15 protein-coding genes are annotated in these 15,060 nt (G+C 67.7%); 12 read left to right on the forward strand and 3 right to left on the reverse strand.

Features of this window, described 5'->3' with window-relative positions; genetic code table 11:
• Positions 1-50: 50 nt before the first annotated feature.
• A complete protein-coding gene (locus tag FHY06_RS33750; RefSeq protein ID WP_019657789.1) occupies positions 51-899 on the reverse strand; it encodes a 3-hydroxybutyryl-CoA dehydrogenase in 849 nt (282 codons plus the stop codon).
• Between the two features lie 173 nt (positions 900-1,072).
• Here FHY06_RS33750 and purT point away from each other — a divergent pair, with 173 nt between their 5' ends.
• The 10 genes from purT to FHY06_RS33800 all read left to right on the forward strand — a co-directional run bounded on the left by purT (position 1,073) and on the right by FHY06_RS33800 (position 12,167).
• Entirely contained in the window at positions 1,073-2,272 is a 1,200-nt protein-coding gene (gene purT, locus FHY06_RS33755; RefSeq protein WP_126183861.1) for a formate-dependent phosphoribosylglycinamide formyltransferase, read from the forward strand.
• Between the two features lie 298 nt (positions 2,273-2,570).
• Complete coding sequence (locus FHY06_RS33760; RefSeq protein WP_184607604.1) at positions 2,571-3,512, forward strand: LipP1 family hormone-sensitive lipase; 942 nt, start codon at positions 2,571-2,573, stop codon at positions 3,510-3,512.
• A gap of 121 nt (positions 3,513-3,633) precedes the next feature.
• Entirely contained in the window at positions 3,634-4,476 is an 843-nt protein-coding gene (locus FHY06_RS33765) for a helix-turn-helix domain-containing protein (protein WP_184607605.1), read from the forward strand.
• A gap of 19 nt (positions 4,477-4,495) precedes the next feature.
• Positions 4,496-5,371: a branched-chain amino acid ABC transporter permease gene (locus FHY06_RS33770; protein ID WP_019657793.1), complete on the forward strand. Its 876-nt coding sequence runs from the start codon at positions 4,496-4,498 to the stop codon at positions 5,369-5,371.
• 93 nt (positions 5,372-5,464) lie between these two features.
• On the forward strand, positions 5,465-6,541 hold the full coding sequence (locus FHY06_RS33775; RefSeq protein WP_184607606.1) for a branched-chain amino acid ABC transporter permease: 1,077 nt from the start codon (positions 5,465-5,467) through the stop codon (positions 6,539-6,541).
• Positions 6,542-6,686: 145 nt separating this feature from the next.
• Entirely contained in the window at positions 6,687-7,505 is an 819-nt protein-coding gene (locus FHY06_RS33780) for an ABC transporter ATP-binding protein (protein WP_019657795.1), read from the forward strand.
• Between the two features lie 238 nt (positions 7,506-7,743).
• Positions 7,744-8,517 (forward strand): ABC transporter ATP-binding protein, encoded by a 774-nt coding sequence (locus tag FHY06_RS33785; RefSeq protein WP_145759708.1) that lies wholly within the window; start codon positions 7,744-7,746, stop codon positions 8,515-8,517.
• A gap of 5 nt (positions 8,518-8,522) precedes the next feature.
• A complete protein-coding gene (locus FHY06_RS33790) occupies positions 8,523-10,382 on the forward strand; it encodes an AMP-dependent synthetase/ligase (RefSeq protein ID WP_184607607.1) in 1,860 nt (619 codons plus the stop codon).
• A 145-nt stretch (positions 10,383-10,527) separates the two neighbouring features.
• Positions 10,528-11,697, forward strand: coding sequence for an ABC transporter substrate-binding protein (locus FHY06_RS33795; protein WP_019657798.1), 1,170 nt, complete (start codon positions 10,528-10,530; stop codon positions 11,695-11,697).
• 8 nt (positions 11,698-11,705) lie between these two features.
• Positions 11,706-12,167 (forward strand): EVE domain-containing protein, encoded by a 462-nt coding sequence (locus FHY06_RS33800; protein ID WP_184607608.1) that lies wholly within the window; start codon positions 11,706-11,708, stop codon positions 12,165-12,167.
• Positions 12,168-12,190: 23 nt separating this feature from the next.
• Here FHY06_RS33800 and FHY06_RS33805 read toward each other — a convergent pair whose 3' ends face one another.
• On the reverse strand, positions 12,191-12,844 hold the full coding sequence (locus tag FHY06_RS33805) for a MarC family protein (protein ID WP_019657800.1): 654 nt from the start codon (positions 12,842-12,844) through the stop codon (positions 12,191-12,193).
• Between the two features lie 2 nt (positions 12,845-12,846).
• Positions 12,847-13,593 (reverse strand): SDR family oxidoreductase, encoded by a 747-nt coding sequence (locus tag FHY06_RS33810; protein WP_126183867.1) that lies wholly within the window; start codon positions 13,591-13,593, stop codon positions 12,847-12,849.
• Positions 13,594-13,666: 73 nt separating this feature from the next.
• On the opposite strand from FHY06_RS33810, the gene FHY06_RS33815 reads away from it, so the two are divergent.
• Entirely contained in the window at positions 13,667-14,269 is a 603-nt protein-coding gene (locus FHY06_RS33815; protein ID WP_184607609.1) for a 2-hydroxychromene-2-carboxylate isomerase, read from the forward strand.
• A gap of 84 nt (positions 14,270-14,353) precedes the next feature.
• A complete protein-coding gene (locus FHY06_RS33820; RefSeq protein ID WP_019657803.1) occupies positions 14,354-15,037 on the forward strand; it encodes a dienelactone hydrolase family protein in 684 nt (227 codons plus the stop codon).
• The last annotated feature ends 23 nt before the right edge of the window (positions 15,038-15,060 follow it).

Raw genomic sequence — 15,060 nt, forward strand, 5'->3', positions numbered from 1 at the left:
CCCCCTTGCCAAGGGGGGGGCGGGCCACACGAAGTGGCCGAGTCCGGGGGTTAGTAGGTGTACACGCCGCGGCCGGTCTTGCGGCCGAGCTGGCCGGCCGCGACCATTTCCTTCAGCAGCGGGCAGGGGCGGTACTTGGAGTCGCCGAACTGCTCCAGGTACACCTCCATCACCGCCAGGCACACGTCCAGGCCGATCATGTCGGCCAGCGCCAGCGGGCCGATGGGCTGGTTGCAGCCCAGCTTCATGCCGGCGTCAATGTCTTCCGCCGTGGCGATGCCTTCGGACAGCACGAAGAAGGCCTCGTTGATCATCGGCACCAGGATGCGGTTGACCACGAAGCCCGGGGCGTTCTTCACCGTGATCGGCGACTTGCCCAGGCGCTCGGCCAGCTCCTTCACCGTGTCGTGCGTGGCGTCGCTCGTGAGGTAGCCGCGGATCAGCTCCACCAGCGCCATCATCGGCACCGGGTTGAAGAAGTGCATGCCGATGAAGCGGTCGGCGCGCGAGGTGGCTGCGGCCAGCTGCGTGATCGAGATCGAGGAGGTGTTCGAGGCGATGATGACCTCGGGCGCCAGCATCTCGTCGACCTGCTTGAGGATCTTGAGCTTGAGCGCGTGGTTCTCGGTGGCGGCCTCGATGACCAGCTGGGCGCCCTTCAGGTCTTCGTAGTTCGTCGAGCCCTGGATGAGCGCCAGCGCGGCGGTCTTCTGCTCGGCGGTGAGCTTTTCCTTCTTGATCAGGCGGTCGAGGCTGCCCGACACCGTGGCCAGGCCCTTGTCGACCGCCGCCTGGGCGATGTCGACCATCACCACCTTCACGCCGGCCACCGCGCAGGCCTGCGCGATGCCGTTGCCCATCGTTCCGGCGCCGATGATGCCTACAGTCTGGATAGCCATGAGAGAACTCCTTGGAGAAAGCAAAAAGAAAGGGGAGCGCGCGGCTGGCCCGCGGCAAGAACATCGATTGTGAAGCAGCCCCGCGCCCGCGCCGTTCCCGCGTGCGACACCGGCGGCTGCAGGTGGCTTACAGTCCTGCGGTTGCTTTTTCCCGCCTTTTTCGACTTCCGACCATGACCACCCTCGGCACCCCCCTTTCCCCCTCCGCAACCCGCGTGATGCTCCTGGGCTCCGGCGAACTCGGCAAGGAGGTGCTGATCGCCCTGCAGCGCCTCGGCGTCGAGACCATCGCCGTCGACCGCTACGAGAACGCCCCCGGCCAGCAGGTGGCGCACCATGCCCGCACCATCACCATGAGCGACCCGGCGCAGCTCAAGGCGCTGATCGAGGCCGAGAAGCCCGCGCTGGTGGTGCCCGAGATCGAGGCCATCGCCACGCCCATGCTGCAGGAGCTGGAAGAGGCCGGCACCGTGCGCGTGATCCCCACGGCCCGCGCCGCCCGCCTGACCATGGACCGCGAGGGCATCCGCCGCCTGGCCGCCGAGACGCTGGGCGTGCCGACCAGCCCCTACAAGTTCTGCGACTCACTGGCCGAGCTGCAGGCCGCCATCGACGCGGGCATCGGCTACCCCTGCATCGTCAAGCCCGTGATGAGCAGCTCCGGCAAGGGCCAGAGCAAGATCGACGGCCCCGCCGACGTGCAGAAGGCCTGGGACTACGCCATGGCCGGCGGCCGCGTGAGCCACGGCCGCGTGATCGTCGAGGGCTTCATCGACTTCGACTACGAGATCACGCTGCTGACCGTGCGCGCCAAGGATGCCGCCGGCAACATCGAGACCAAGTTCTGCGACCCCATCGGCCACGTGCAGGTGAGCGGCGACTACGTCGAAAGCTGGCAGCCGCACCCCATGGCGCCCGCGGCGCTGCAGAAGGCGCAGCAGATCGCGCAGGCCGTCACGGCCGACCTGGGCGGCCAGGGCCTGTTCGGCGTGGAGCTCTTCGTGAAGGGCGACGAGGTCTGGTTCAGCGAAGTCAGCCCGCGCCCGCACGACACCGGCATGGTCACCATGGCCACCCAGTGGCAGAACGAGTTCGAGCTGCACGCGCGCGCCATCCTCGGCCTGCCGGTCGACACCTCTCTCAAGAGCCCGGGCGCCAGCGCGGTGATCTACGGCGGCGTGGACGCCACCGGCATCGCCTTCGACGGCGTGGCCGATGCGCTGCAGGTGCCCGGCAGCGAAGTGCGCCTGTTCGGCAAGCCCGAGAGCTTCACCAAGCGCCGCATGGGCGTGGCGCTGGTGCACGCGGCCGACACCGACACCGCCCGCAAGCTCGCGAAAGAAGCCGCCTCGCGCGTGAAGCCCCGGAAGTAAGCTCGCCCCCAGGCTTCGCGCACTTCGTGTCGCTACGCCAACCCCCTGCCGGGGGCGACACCGGCGGCCCGGCAAGGCCGGTTCCGCGGTGTCCCTGGCCCGGGCCGTGCCGGCGCGTGGGCCTTGCGAAGGAGGAGTCTCCGCGATAGATGTAGCCAGTTTCCGCAAGCCGTGTCCTGGCGAGCGCGGGCATGGTGCGGTGGCTTGCCGGGCCCGGTCGGGGTGCGGGTGCATGCGGATACCGCAAGCGCCCGATGCCTCCCACACTGGACGCTCGCAACGATCCACCGGAGACACCATGCTGCATCCCCAGGCGCGCGCCCTGCTGGACTTCATCGAGGCGCGCGGCATCCCGCCGACGCACACCCTGTCGCCCGCCGACGCGCGGGCCTTCTACCGCGAGCGGCGCACCGCCACGCAGCCGCTGCCACCCGAGGTGGCCGAGGTGCGCGACCTCGCTGCCGACGGTCCGCACGGCGCCATCCCGGTGCGCCTGTACCGTCCGATGGGCTCTGGCGTGGGGCCTCTGCCGGTGCTGGTGTACTACCACGGCGGCGGCTGGGTCATCGGCGACCTCGACACGCACGACGTGCTGTGCCGCCAGCTGGCCAACGGCGCGGGCTGCGCGGTGGTCGCGGTCGACTACCGCATGGGCCCCGAGCACCGCTTTCCCGCCGCCGTCGACGACGTGCTGGCCGCCACCCGCTGGGTGCGCCGCGAGGCCGCGGCGCTGGGGCTCGACGCGAACCGCCTGGTCGTGGGCGGCGACAGCGCGGGCGGCAACCTCGCAGCGGTGGTGTCGATCGCCGCGCGCGACGCGGGTGACATGCCCATCGTCTACCAGCTGCTGATCTACCCGGCCACCGACATGCGGCGCGGCCACGCATCGCACCAGAGCAATGGGCAGGGCTACCTGCTCACGGCGGACACCATCCGCTACTTCCACGACCACTACATCACCGACCCGAAGCACGACCTCGACTGGCGTGCCTCGCCGCTGCTGCATCCCGATCTTTCGAGGCTGCCCCCGGCATTGGTGCTCACCGCCGGCTACGACCCGCTGCGCGACGAAGGCGCCGCGTATGCGCAGGCGCTAACGGCCGCGGGCAACAGCGCGGTCTACGTGTGCTTCGAGCGCCAGATCCACGGCTTCGTGCCGATGGGCAAGGTGCTCGACGAGGCCAATGCGGCGGTCGCGCTGTGCGCCGCCGAGCTGCGCCGCGCGTTCGCGGCGGCATAGGGAAAGTCCTCGCGCAAATCGGCGCAAACCCATATCGCGCAGGCGGCCTGCGCCGCTACGATCCAGCCAACAAAGGACGCCGCCACGAAGCGGCAGTCCACCGATGCAGGAGACAAGCACCATGCAGCGAACGAGGACGCCGCCGCCCGCGCGCGGTGCCGAGAGGCAAGGCGAACGCCTGATGTGGCTCACGCCGCATCGCGTGTTCTACGCAGGCCTGCTCGGTGCCGCTGCCGAGCGCACAATGGGCGGGCACGGCGTGTACGTGTCGCCCGTCGGCGCGCCGCCCACGCGCATCCGCATCGGCGGCGGAGCCTGGATGAGCGGCGAGTTCATCGTGGTGCCGCCGCACGTGCCGCACGAGGTGGAGACCGCGCATCCGCTGATCTTCAACCTGCTGATCGAGTCGGAGTCGGTCGATCCGGCGCGCATGCCGGCCTTCCTTCAGCACTGCGGCCCGGCCGATGCGCCGGCCTTCGTGCAGCGCGTGCGCGAGGCCCATGCGAACCTGCTCGCCGCCTCGGCGCGAGGCATGAACTTCGAGGGCTTCGACTTCGACACGATGTTCTTCGGCGAGCCGCTCGCGCCGCGCGCGCTCGATGCGCGCATCCGCAAGGTGGCCGACGCCATCAACGCCGACCCGGCTGCGCCGGCCTCGGCCGAGGAGTGGGCGGCCTCGGTGCACCTGTCGTTCTCGCGCTTCCTGCACCTGTTCAAGCAGGAGACGGGCATGGCCTTCCGTGCGTTCAGGGCCTGGAAGCGTGCGCGCAGCCTGCTGCGCCATGTGCGCCAGAGCAGCACGCTGACCGACATCGCGCTCGACACCGGCTACCCCGACTCGACGCACTTCAGTCATTCGATCCGCCAGGTCTACGGCCTCAAGCCCAGCGACATCGTGGCCGGCTCGCGCCGCCTCGCGCTGCACGACGCGGCCGGCGGCAGCGGCGGCTTCACCCGGCAATGAACGCGGCGGAACAGAGTCCATGCAGATTCTTCAGCTGCTGCTGTCGGGCATCGCGCAAGGCTGCATCTACGGCCTGATCGCGCTGGGCTTCGTGCTCATCTACAAGGCCACCGAGACGGTGAGCTTCGCGCAGGGCGACCTGATGATGCTCGGCGCCTTCGGGGCGTTCGCGGGCATGTCGCTCTTCGGCATGCCCTTCTGGCTGGCGGCCATCCTCGCGGTGGTGGCGATGGCGGCATTCGGCGTGCTGCTGGAGCTGGTGGTGATCCGGCCGATCCTCGGGCAGCCGCAGTTCTCGATCGTGATGCTGACCATCGGCATCGCGTACGTGGCGCGCGGGCTCGTCACCATGGTGCCGGGCATCGGCACAGAGACGCACACGCTGGCCGTGCCCTACAAGGACCAGATCTGGAAGCTGGGCGAGCTGGTGGTGAACCTGGAGCAGTTCGTGATCATCGTGGCCACCGCCATTCTGTGCGGCCTGCTGTTCGCGATGTTCCGCTACAGCAAGCTGGGCATCGCGATGCAGGCCTCGTCGCAGAACCAGCTCGCGGCCTACTACATGGGCATTCCGGTGAAGCGGCTCAACGGGCTGGTGTGGGGGCTCGCGGCGGCGGTGGCGGCCATCGCGGGCATGCTGCTGGCGCCCATCACCTTCGTGCACGCGAACATGGGCTTCATCGGGCTCAAGGCCTTTCCGGCGGCGGTGGTGGGCGGCTTCGGCAGCCTGCCGGGCGCGATCGTCGGCGGGCTGGTGATCGGCATCGTCGAATCTTTCGCGGGCTTCTACCTGCCCGACGGCTTCAAGGACACGGCGCCGTACATCGTGGTGCTGCTGATGCTCATGATCAAGCCGAACGGCCTGTTCGGCGAGAAGCTGCGCAAGAAGGTTTAAAGAATGCGCCCCCACGCTCGTCACTTCGTGTACTCGCTGCCCCCCGAGGGGGCGCAGGTCCGCCCTGGGGCGGCCCGGCGACGGACCTGAACCATGCGCTTCATCTTCAAAACGAGTTACGACCAGGACATCCGGCTCGCCAAGCACGGCGGCCATGTGTTCTGGTACGGGCTGCTGGCGGCCTTCCTGCTCGCGGCGCCGTGGGTCATCGACGAGTACTGGCTCGCGCAGCTGACCTTCGTGCTGATCTACGGCATCGTCGGCCTGGGGCTGATGCTGCTGGCGGGCTTCACGGGCCAGTTCTCCATCGGGCACGCGGCGTTCCTCGGCGCGGGGGCGTACACGCAGGGCGTGCTGACGAACACCGGCGTGCCGTTTCCGCTGGCACTGGTCGCGGCCGCTGCGCTGTCGGCGGCGGTGGGCGTGGTGGTGGCCCTGCCGGCGCTGCGGGTGAAGGGCATCTACCTGGGCATCGCGACGCTGTCTTTCGGCTTCATCGTCGAGGAGGTGTTCGCGCGCTGGGAGAGCATGACGGGCGGCAACGCGGGGCTGCACGTCAAGTCGACGCAGCTCTTCGGCTGGTCGCTGGGCTCTGGCGAAGGCTTCTACTTCCTCTGCCTGGTGGTGGCGGTGCTGGCGACGCTGGGCATCCTGAACCTGCTGCGTTCGCCGACGGGGCGGGCCTTCGTCGCGATCCGCGATTCGGAGATCTCGGCGCAGAGCATGGGCATCCATCTGGCGCGCTACAAGACGATGTCGTTCGCGATCTCGGCCGCGCTCGCGGGGCTGGGCGGCGCGCTGTATGCGCACAAGCTGAGCTTCATCTCGCCGGACCAGTTCAGCATCCTGCAGTCGATCGACCTGCTGCTGATGGTGGTGATCGGCGGGCTGGGCTCGGTGCACGGCGCGTTCCTGGGCGCGATCTTCCTGATCGCGATGCCGCAACTGATCTCCATCGGCAAGGACTGGCTGCCTGCCGCCATCGGACAGGCGCCGGGCCTGCAGGGGCTGGTGTACGGCCTGGTGCTGATCGCCTTCGTGCTGTTCGAGCCGCTGGGGCTGTACGGGCGCTGGCTGAAGATCCGCACCTGGCTGCAGCTGTTTCCGTTCTACCGCAAGGGTCTGTTCAAGCGGCAGAAGTCCTTCACCAAGTCGGATCGACTGAAATGACACTCTCCCAGGCTTCGCGCACTTCGTGTCGCTTCGCCAACCCCCTCGCCGGGGGCGACACCTGCGGGCCGGCAAAGCCGGCTCCGCGGTGTCCTGCGAATGCCGAGTGGCAATCCTGCGCGCCGGCGCGTGACGGAGTACAGCGTTGAGCGGCGACATCCTTCTTTCCGCGAAGGAGCTGAGCGTTCGCTTCGGCGGCGTGCTCGCGGTCAACAAGGTGAGCTTCGACGTGCGGCGCGGCGAGGTTTTCACGCTGATCGGGCCGAACGGTGCGGGCAAGACGACGGTGTTCAACCTCATCAGCCGCATCTACACGCCGACCACCGGCGAGATCGTGTGGCACGGCGAAGCGGGAAGGCCGATCGCGCTGACGCAGCAGGCGCCGCACGCGATTGCGGCACTGGGCATCGCGCGCACCTTCCAGAACATCGAGCTCTTCGAGCATGCGACGGTGCTGCACAACCTGCTGATCGGCCGCCACACGCACCGGCGGACGGGCTTCTGGAGCGAGGTCTTCTTCACGCCGGCCACGCGGCGCGCCGAGATCGCGGCGCGCGAGAAGGCGGAGCAGGTGATCGACCTGCTGGACCTGCAGCACCATCGCGACTCGATGGTCGCGGGGCTGCCCTATGGCGTTCGCAAGGTGGTGGAGCTGGCGCGTGCGTTGTGCACGGAGCCGAAGCTGCTGCTGCTCGACGAGCCTTCGTCCGGCCTCAACGTGGAGGAGACGGCGGACATGGCCTTCTGGATCCAGGACATCCAGCATGAGCTGGGCGTGTCGGTGCTGATGGTCGAGCACGACATGTCGCTCGTGTCGAAGGTATCGGACCGGGTGCTGGCCATGAACCAGGGCGAGGTGCTGGCTACTGGCTCTCCCGGCGAAGTGCAGGCTGATCCTCGTGTTGTCGAGGCCTATCTGGGGACCGTGGACGACGTGAGCAGTTTGAGGAGGGTGGCGGCGTGACAGCTTCGTTCGTTGCCTCTTTGGGGGTGCCCGGCATGCGGTGCGGCGCGGCCGCCCCCACTATGCCGGCCGCTTCGCGGCTACCCTGCGGTGCTCGCGTTTCGCGGGGTCTCGCAGAACTCTCTTCGCTCAAACAGCTGCGAGCCCTTGTCCGCGAAACGCTGCGCTCCTTGGCGGCACAGAGGGGGCGGCCGCGCCGCACCGCACACCGGGCTTGGCTGGGTGGTGGAGGGCGGACATGAGCGACACAGTCCTCCAGCTCATGAACGTCGAGAGCGCCTACGGCCCGATCAAGGCCATCAGGGGCGTGAGCCTCAGGGTCCGCAAGGGCGAGATCGTGACGGTGCTCGGCTCGAACGGCGCGGGCAAGACGACGATCCTCAAGACCATCTCCGGGATCATCGATCCGCGCAAGGGCAGCATCGAGTTCCAGGGCGCGGACATCACCGCCAAGGACCCGGCCTACATCGTCCAGCAGGGCCTGAGCCACGTGCCTGAAGGCCGCGAGGTGTTCCCGCTGCTGTCGGTGAAGGACAACCTGCTGATGGGCGCCTACACCCGCAAGGACCGCGACGGCGTGGTGCGCGACATCGAGACGGTCTTCGGCTACTTCCCGATCCTGCGCGAGCGCGCGGCGCAGGACGCGGGCCTGCTGTCGGGCGGGCAGCAGCAGATGCTGGCGATCTCGCGCGCGATCATGGCGGCGCCGCATCTGATCCTGTTGGACGAGCCCAGCCTCGGCCTCAGCCCGAAGCTGACGAAGGAGATCTTCGAGATCGTGGTGCGCATCAACCGCGAGCGCGGCACCACGATCCTGCTGGTGGAGCAGAACGCCAACATGGCGCTCAACGCGGCGGACCATGGCTACGTGCTGGAGAACGGCCGCATCGTGATGGAAGACTCCTGCGAACGCCTGAGGGAGAAGGAGGACATCAAGGAGTTCTACCTCGGCATGAAGGACGACGGCGTGCGCGGCGAGCGGCGCTGGAAAAAGAAGAAGACCTGGAGATAGTCGCCATGCAGCAAGGACTCTGGGACCTGAACACCTTCGCGCCGAAGCTCGACGTGGTCGTGCCCGGCGACACCATCCCGGCGATGTTCTGGAACGCCGTGAAGCAGCGCGGCGACAACATCTGGATGCGGCAGAAGAAGCTCGGCATCTGGCGCAGCTGGAGCTGGCACCAGACGGCCGACGCGGTGCGCGAGATCGCGGCGGGGCTGCAGGCCATCGGCTTCGCGCCGGGCGAGTGCGCGTCGATCCTGTCGAACACCGTCATCGAATGGGTGCTGGCCGACCTCGCGGTGCTCAGCTGCGGCGGCGTGTCCAACGGCATCTATCCGACCGATGCCGCCTCGCAGGTGCACTACCTCTGCGAGGACTCGCGCACCACCGTGCTCTTCGTGGAAGACGACGAGCAGCTCGACAAGGCGCTGGAGGTGCGCGCCGGCCTGCCGGGGCTGCGCCGCGTGATCGTGTTCGACATGGAGGGCCTGCGCGAGCTCGACGACGCGGGCGTGATGAGCCTCGACGCGCTGCGCGCCCTCGGCCGCGAGCGCCTGGCGGCCGACCCGCAAACCGTGGAGCGCACCGTCGCGGCCTGCCGTCCGGAAGACCTGGCCATCCTCGTCTACACCTCGGGCACCACCGGCAAGCCCAAGGGCGCGATGCACAGCCACGCGGGGCTGGTGTACACGGCGCGCGGCTACAACACGCTGGTGGCGCAGGACGACAAGGACGAGCGCATGTGCTTCCTGCCGCTGTGCCACATCGCCGAGCGCATGGGCGGCGAGTATTTCGCGATGTACACAGGCTCGATCCTCAACTTCGTCGAGAACCCGGAGACGGTGCCCGAGAACGTGCGCGAGATCGCACCCACCGTGTTCACTGCGGTTCCGCGCGTGTGGGAGAAGTTCTATTCGGGCGTGATGATCGCGCTGAAGGAAGCGAGCCCGCTGCAGCAGGCGGCCTACAGGTGGAGCATCGGCGTGGGCGAACGGATCGCCGAGCGCGTGCTGGCAGGCCAGCCGGTGGGGGCAGGGCTGAAGCTCAAGTTCAGGCTGGCGCGCGCACTCGCGCTGGACAACGCGCGCAAGCTCATCGGCATCCACCGCTCGCGCTTCCTGGTGACGGGCGCGGCGCCCATCTCGCCGGAGCTGGTGAAGTGGTACCTCGCGCTGGGCGTGCCGATGCTGGAGGTGTGGGGCATGACGGAGTCGTGCGGCGCCTCCACCGCGGTGCCGGCCGCACGCATCAAGCCGGGCTCGATCGGGCCGGCCACCAGCTACAACGAGGTGCGCGTGGACCCGGCCACCGGCGAGATCCTGGTGCGCGGTCCCAATGTCTTCATGGGCTACCTCAACCTGCCGGAGAAGACGGCCGAGACCATCGACGCCGACGGCTGGCTGCACACCGGCGACGTGGGCGTGATGGACGAGGACGGGTATTTCCGCATCACCGACCGCATGAAAGACATCATCATCACGGCGGGCGGGAAGAACGTGACGCCCAGCGAGCTGGAGAACGAGCTCAAGTTCAGCCTCTACATCACCGATGCCGTGGTCATCGGCGACAGGAGGCCCTACCTCACGGTGATCGTCATGATCGACCAGGAGAACGTCGAGAAATTCGCGCAGGACAACGACGTGCCGTTCAGCAACTACGAGAGCCTGACGCGCGCCAAGGAAGTGCAGGAGCTGATCCAGGGCGAGATCGATCGCGTCAACGCCAAGTTCGCCCGCGTGGAGCAGATCAAGAAGTTCTTCCTGCTGGAGACGCAGCTCAGCGCCGAGGACGAGGAGCTCACGCCCACGATGAAGCTCAAGCGCAAGCTGGTCCAGGCCAAGTATGCGCAGCGCATCGAGGCCATGTATGGATAAGGCTCGCCCCCAGGCTTCGCGCACTTCGCGTCGCGCACGCCTTCCCCCTATCGGGGGCAACACCAGCGGCCCGGCAAAGCCGGTTCCGCGGTGTTTCTGGAAAAGGCCAGGCAGTGTGTTTTTCAACAGGCAAGGAGACAACGCAATGACGAAGCTCAAGACACTGACGACGCTGGCCGTGCTGGGACTGACCGCGACGCTCGCGTCCGCCCAGCAGCAACAGGGCGTGACCAAGGACGAGATCCGCATCGGCACCATCCAGGACCTGTCGGGCCCGCTCGCGGGCTTCGGCAAGCAGGCGCGCAACGGCATGCAGCTGCGCGTGGACGAGCTCAACGAGCAGGGCAACGTCAACGGCCGCAAGCTCAAGCTCTTCGTGGAGGACTCGGGCTACGACCCGAAGAAGGCGGTGCTGGCGGCGCAGAAGCTGGTGAACCAGGAGAAGATCTTCATCATGGCCGGCCACATCGGCACGGCGCAGAACATGGCGGCGATGCCGGTGCAGTTCGACAAGAACGTCATCAACTACATGCCCATCACCGCGGCGCGCGAGATGTACGAGCCGCTCAACCGGCTGAAGTATTCGTTCGCGGCCACCTACTACGACCAGATCCGGCTGGCGCTGCCGAAGATGATCAAGGACAAGGGCGCCAAGAAGGTCTGCACCATCTACCAGGACGACGAGTTCGGCCTGGAGGTGCAGCGCGGCGCCGAGGCGGGCCTGAAGGCCGCGGGCATGGAGCTGACGGAGAAGACATCGTTCAAGCGCGGCGCCACCGACTTCAGCTCGCAGGTCGCGAAGATGAAGGCCGCCAACTGCGACCTCGTGGTGCTCGGCACCATCATCCGAGAGACCATCGGCACCGTGGGCGAGGCGCGCAAGACCGGCTTCAACCCGACCTTCCTGGGCTCCAGCGCGGCGTACACCGACCTGATCCACAAGCTCGGCGGCAAGGCGATGGACGGCATCTACGCCACCATGACCGTGCAGAACCCCTACACCGACGAGCAGTCGCAGCCACTGCGCTTCTGGGCCAACAAGTACAAGACCAAGTTCAACGAGGATCCGACTGTGTTCTCGGTGTACGGCTACGTGATCGTCGACTCGTTCATCAAGGCCGCCACCAAGGCCGGCCCGAACCTCACGACCGACAGCTTCATCAAGGCCATGGACAGCATGACCTTCGAGCCCGACATGTTCGGCAGCCCGAAGAGCACGTACACGGCCACCAAGCGCCTGGGCAACGACCAGTCGCGCCTGTCGCAGATCAAGGACGGGAAATGGGTCGTCGTGTCTGACTATGTGACACCATAGCGGGCACCATGCCCAATTACTGGTTGATGAAATCCGAGCCCGACGAGGTCTCGATCGACGATGCGCTCGCCGCGCCCGATGCCACCGTGGCCTGGACCGGCGTGCGCAACTATCAGGCACGCAACTTCATGCGCGACGGCATGAAGGTCGGCGACGGCGTGCTGTTCTATCACTCGAGCTGCCCGGAGCCGGGCATCGCCGGCATCGCGCGGGTGGCCTCGGGCATCAAGCCCGATCCGACGCAGTTCGACCCGAAGTCGCCCTACTACGACGCGGCGTCGAAGAAGGACGATCCGCGCTGGCTGCTGGTGGACGTGCAGGCGCTGCGCAAGACGCGCCTGCTGGCGCTGCCCGAGTTGCGCGCCAGGCCCGAACTGGCCGAGCTGGTCGTGCTGCGCAAGGGCAACCGGCTGTCGATCACGCCGGTGGAGCCGGCGCACTGGAAGATCATCGAGAAGATGCTGGCCTGAACCAGCTGCCGGCTGTCGGCTTTTCAGCCGAGCTTGTTCAGGATCGGGAACAGCTTGCCCAGCCCGTCGGCCATCACCTCGACCGCGAGCGCGGCGAGGATCAGGCCCATCAGCCGGGTCATGATGTTGATGCCCGTCTTGCCCAGCACGCGTGCGATCGGCTGAGCGAGCGAGAAGGCCAGGGCGGTGGCCAGCGCCACCACCACGCCGTAGCCGACCAGGATCGCCAGCTCCCACAGGTGCTGCGCCTTGTCGGCGTAGATCACCACGGTGGAGATGGTGGCCGGCCCGGTGAGCAGCGGGATGGTGAGCGGCACCACCGCGATCGACGCGCCCATCGACGCCTTCACCTCGGTGGCGCGCAGCTCCTCGACGTTGGTCTTGCTCTCGGCAGGCTTGGCATTGAGCATCGACAGCGAGCTCATGAGCAGCAGCAGCCCCCCGCCGACCTGGAAGCTCGCGATGGAAATGCCGAAGAAGGACAGCAGCTGCAGCCCCAGCAGCGCGCTCACGGCGATCACCACGAAGGCGCTGAAGGCCGACATGCGCACCGTGTGGCGGCGCTGCGCGTCGCTGTAGCCCTGCGTGTAGTGGATGAAGAAGGGCACGATGGCCAGCGGGTTGACGATGGCCACCAGCGTCACCAGCGGCTTGATCAGGTCCATCGAGGTGCTCATGCTCAGCGGCCTCCGGTGACGTCGAGCAGGGCCGTGGTGGTGTAGCTCGCCTCGGGCGAGAGCAGCCACAGGATGGCGCCGGCGATCTCCTCGGCGGTGCCGGTGCGCTTCATCGGCACGGTCGGTGCGAGCTCGAAGGCGCGGTCGGGCAGGCCGCCCGAGGCGTGGATCTCGGTGTCGATCAGGCCGGGGCGCACCGCGTTAACGCGGATGCCTTCCTCGGCCACTTCCTTGGCCAGGCCGATGGTGAAGGTGTCGATGGCGCCCTTGCTCGCGGCGTAGTCGACGTACTGCCCCGGCGAGCCCAGCCGCGCAGCGCCGCTGGAGATGTTGACGATGGCGCCGCCCGAGCCGCCGTAGCGCGTGCTCATGCGCCGCACCGCCTCGCGCGCGCAGATGAAGCTGCCGATCACGTTGATGCGGAACATGCGCTCCAGCCGCGCGAAGCTCATTTCGTCGACGCGCGCAGTCATGTCGACCACGCCGGCGTTGTTGACCAGCGCGGTGAGGCGGCCGAAGCGGGCATCGACCTTCCGGAACATGGCCAGGACCTGTGCCTCGTCGCCCACGTCGGCCTGCACGGCCATGGCGTTGCCGCCGTTGTCGCGGATGGTGCGCACCACCTCGTCGGCGGCCAGGGAGTTGGTGGCGTAGTTGACGGCCACTGCGTAGCCGCGGCTGGCCGCGAGCAGGGCCGTGGCGGCGCCGATGCCGCGACCGCCGCCGGTGATCAATAGCACCTGGTCCAAAACCTACCTCCTGCAGAGAAACTGCGTGTCAGTTAAAACGACTGGCTTGGATTACATCACCGGGGGCATGCGCATGAGCACCAAGACGATCGACTACTACTTTGCGCCACAGAGCCCATGGACCTACCTGGGGCATTCCCGCTTCGAGGCGATCGCCGCGGCCGCCGGTGCCACGGTGCGGGTGCGGCCCATCGACATGGGCAGCGTGTTCCCGGTGTCGGGCGGGCTGCCGCTGGGCAAGCGGGCGCCGCAGCGCCAGGCCTATCGGCTCGTCGACCTGGCGCGCTGCTCGAAATACCTGGAGCTGCCGCTGAACGTCAAGCCGAAGTTCTTCCCGGTGGCGAGCGACGACGCGGCGCGGCTCATCATCGCGGTCGACATGCACGACGGCACCGAGGCCGCGATGCGCGTGTGCTCGGCGGTGTTCCAGGCCGTGTGGGTGCAGGAGCGCAACATCGGCGATCCGAAGGTCCTCGATTCGCTGGTGGTCGAATGCGGGCTGTCGCCCAAGCGCGGCGAGCAGTCGCAGAGCCAGGCGGTGCAGGAGCGCTACGAGGCCTACACGCAGGAGGCCATCGACATCCAGGTGTTCGGCGCGCCGAGCTACGTGATCGACGGCGAAATATTCTGGGGGCAGGATCGCCTCGACTTCGTCGAGAGGGCGCTGCGCGCGTAGGCCGGCAAATCATTCATCCGGTCCTCCCTTTCTTTATTCATTCATTCATTCATTCATCCGTTTGCCATCAAGGAGCAAGAAAACATGGGTCAATTCATCGATCTCAAGGCCAAGGACGGCCTGAGCTTTCCCGCCTACGTGGCCGAGCCGGCCGGCAAGCCGCGCGGCGCGGTGGTCGTGGTGCAGGAAATCTTCGGCGTGAACTCGCACATCCGCTCCGTGGCCGACGGCTACGCGGCCGAGGGCTACCTCGCCGTGGCGCCGTCGACCTTCCAGCGCGTCAAGCCGGGCGTCGAGCTCGGCTATTCGGAAGACGACATGAAGAACGGCTTCGGCCTGAAGACGGCGGTCGAGGCGCTGCCGGCGCCGGGCGTGCTGCAGGACATCGAGGCCGCGATCGCCTATGCGTCGAAGGCGGGCAAGGTCGGCATCGTCGGCTACTGCTGGGGCGGCCTGCTGACCTGGCGCGCGGCCGCGCTGCTGCCGGGCCTGTCGGCGGCGGTGCCTTACTACGGCGGCGGCATGACCTCGCCCGAGGAAACGGCTCGCCAGCCCAAGGTGCCGGTGCTGGCGCACTTCGGCAACCAGGACCACTGGATTCCGCTGGACACCGTCGAGGCGTTCAAGAAGGCGCATCCCGAAGTGGAAGTGCACGTGTACCCCGTGGGCCACGGCTTCAACTGCGACCAGCGCGGCTCCTATGACGCCGACGCGGCCAAGCTGGCGCGCGAGCGCACGCTGGCGTTCTTTGCGAAGCACGTCGGCTGACCCGCTCCGGCTAAGAAGGGAAA

It is taken from the genome of Variovorax atrisoli (genome assembly GCF_014195185.1).
GTDB classification, from domain to species: domain Bacteria; phylum Pseudomonadota; class Gammaproteobacteria; order Burkholderiales; family Burkholderiaceae_C; genus Variovorax; species Variovorax atrisoli.

What these genes read in the sequence shown, in the direction of transcription:
- FHY06_RS33750 (WP_019657789.1), bottom strand. Translation starts at nt 899, where the DNA reads ATGGCTATCCAGACTGTAGGCATCATCGGCGCCGGAACGATGGGCAAC.
- purT (WP_126183861.1), top strand. Translation starts at nt 1,073, where the DNA reads ATGACCACCCTCGGCACCCCCCTTTCCCCCTCCGCAACCCGCGTGATG.
- FHY06_RS33760 (WP_184607604.1), top strand. Translation starts at nt 2,571, where the DNA reads ATGCTGCATCCCCAGGCGCGCGCCCTGCTGGACTTCATCGAGGCGCGC.
- FHY06_RS33765 (WP_184607605.1), top strand. Translation starts at nt 3,634, where the DNA reads ATGCAGCGAACGAGGACGCCGCCGCCCGCGCGCGGTGCCGAGAGGCAA.
- FHY06_RS33770 (WP_019657793.1), top strand. Translation starts at nt 4,496, where the DNA reads ATGCAGATTCTTCAGCTGCTGCTGTCGGGCATCGCGCAAGGCTGCATC.
- FHY06_RS33775 (WP_184607606.1), top strand. Translation starts at nt 5,465, where the DNA reads ATGCGCTTCATCTTCAAAACGAGTTACGACCAGGACATCCGGCTCGCC.
- FHY06_RS33785 (WP_145759708.1), top strand. Translation starts at nt 7,744, where the DNA reads ATGAGCGACACAGTCCTCCAGCTCATGAACGTCGAGAGCGCCTACGGC.
- FHY06_RS33790 (WP_184607607.1), top strand. Translation starts at nt 8,523, where the DNA reads ATGCAGCAAGGACTCTGGGACCTGAACACCTTCGCGCCGAAGCTCGAC.
- FHY06_RS33795 (WP_019657798.1), top strand. Translation starts at nt 10,528, where the DNA reads ATGACGAAGCTCAAGACACTGACGACGCTGGCCGTGCTGGGACTGACC.
- FHY06_RS33800 (WP_184607608.1), top strand. Translation starts at nt 11,706, where the DNA reads ATGCCCAATTACTGGTTGATGAAATCCGAGCCCGACGAGGTCTCGATC.
- FHY06_RS33805 (WP_019657800.1), bottom strand. Translation starts at nt 12,844, where the DNA reads ATGAGCACCTCGATGGACCTGATCAAGCCGCTGGTGACGCTGGTGGCC.
- FHY06_RS33815 (WP_184607609.1), top strand. Translation starts at nt 13,667, where the DNA reads ATGAGCACCAAGACGATCGACTACTACTTTGCGCCACAGAGCCCATGG.
- FHY06_RS33820 (WP_019657803.1), top strand. Translation starts at nt 14,354, where the DNA reads ATGGGTCAATTCATCGATCTCAAGGCCAAGGACGGCCTGAGCTTTCCC.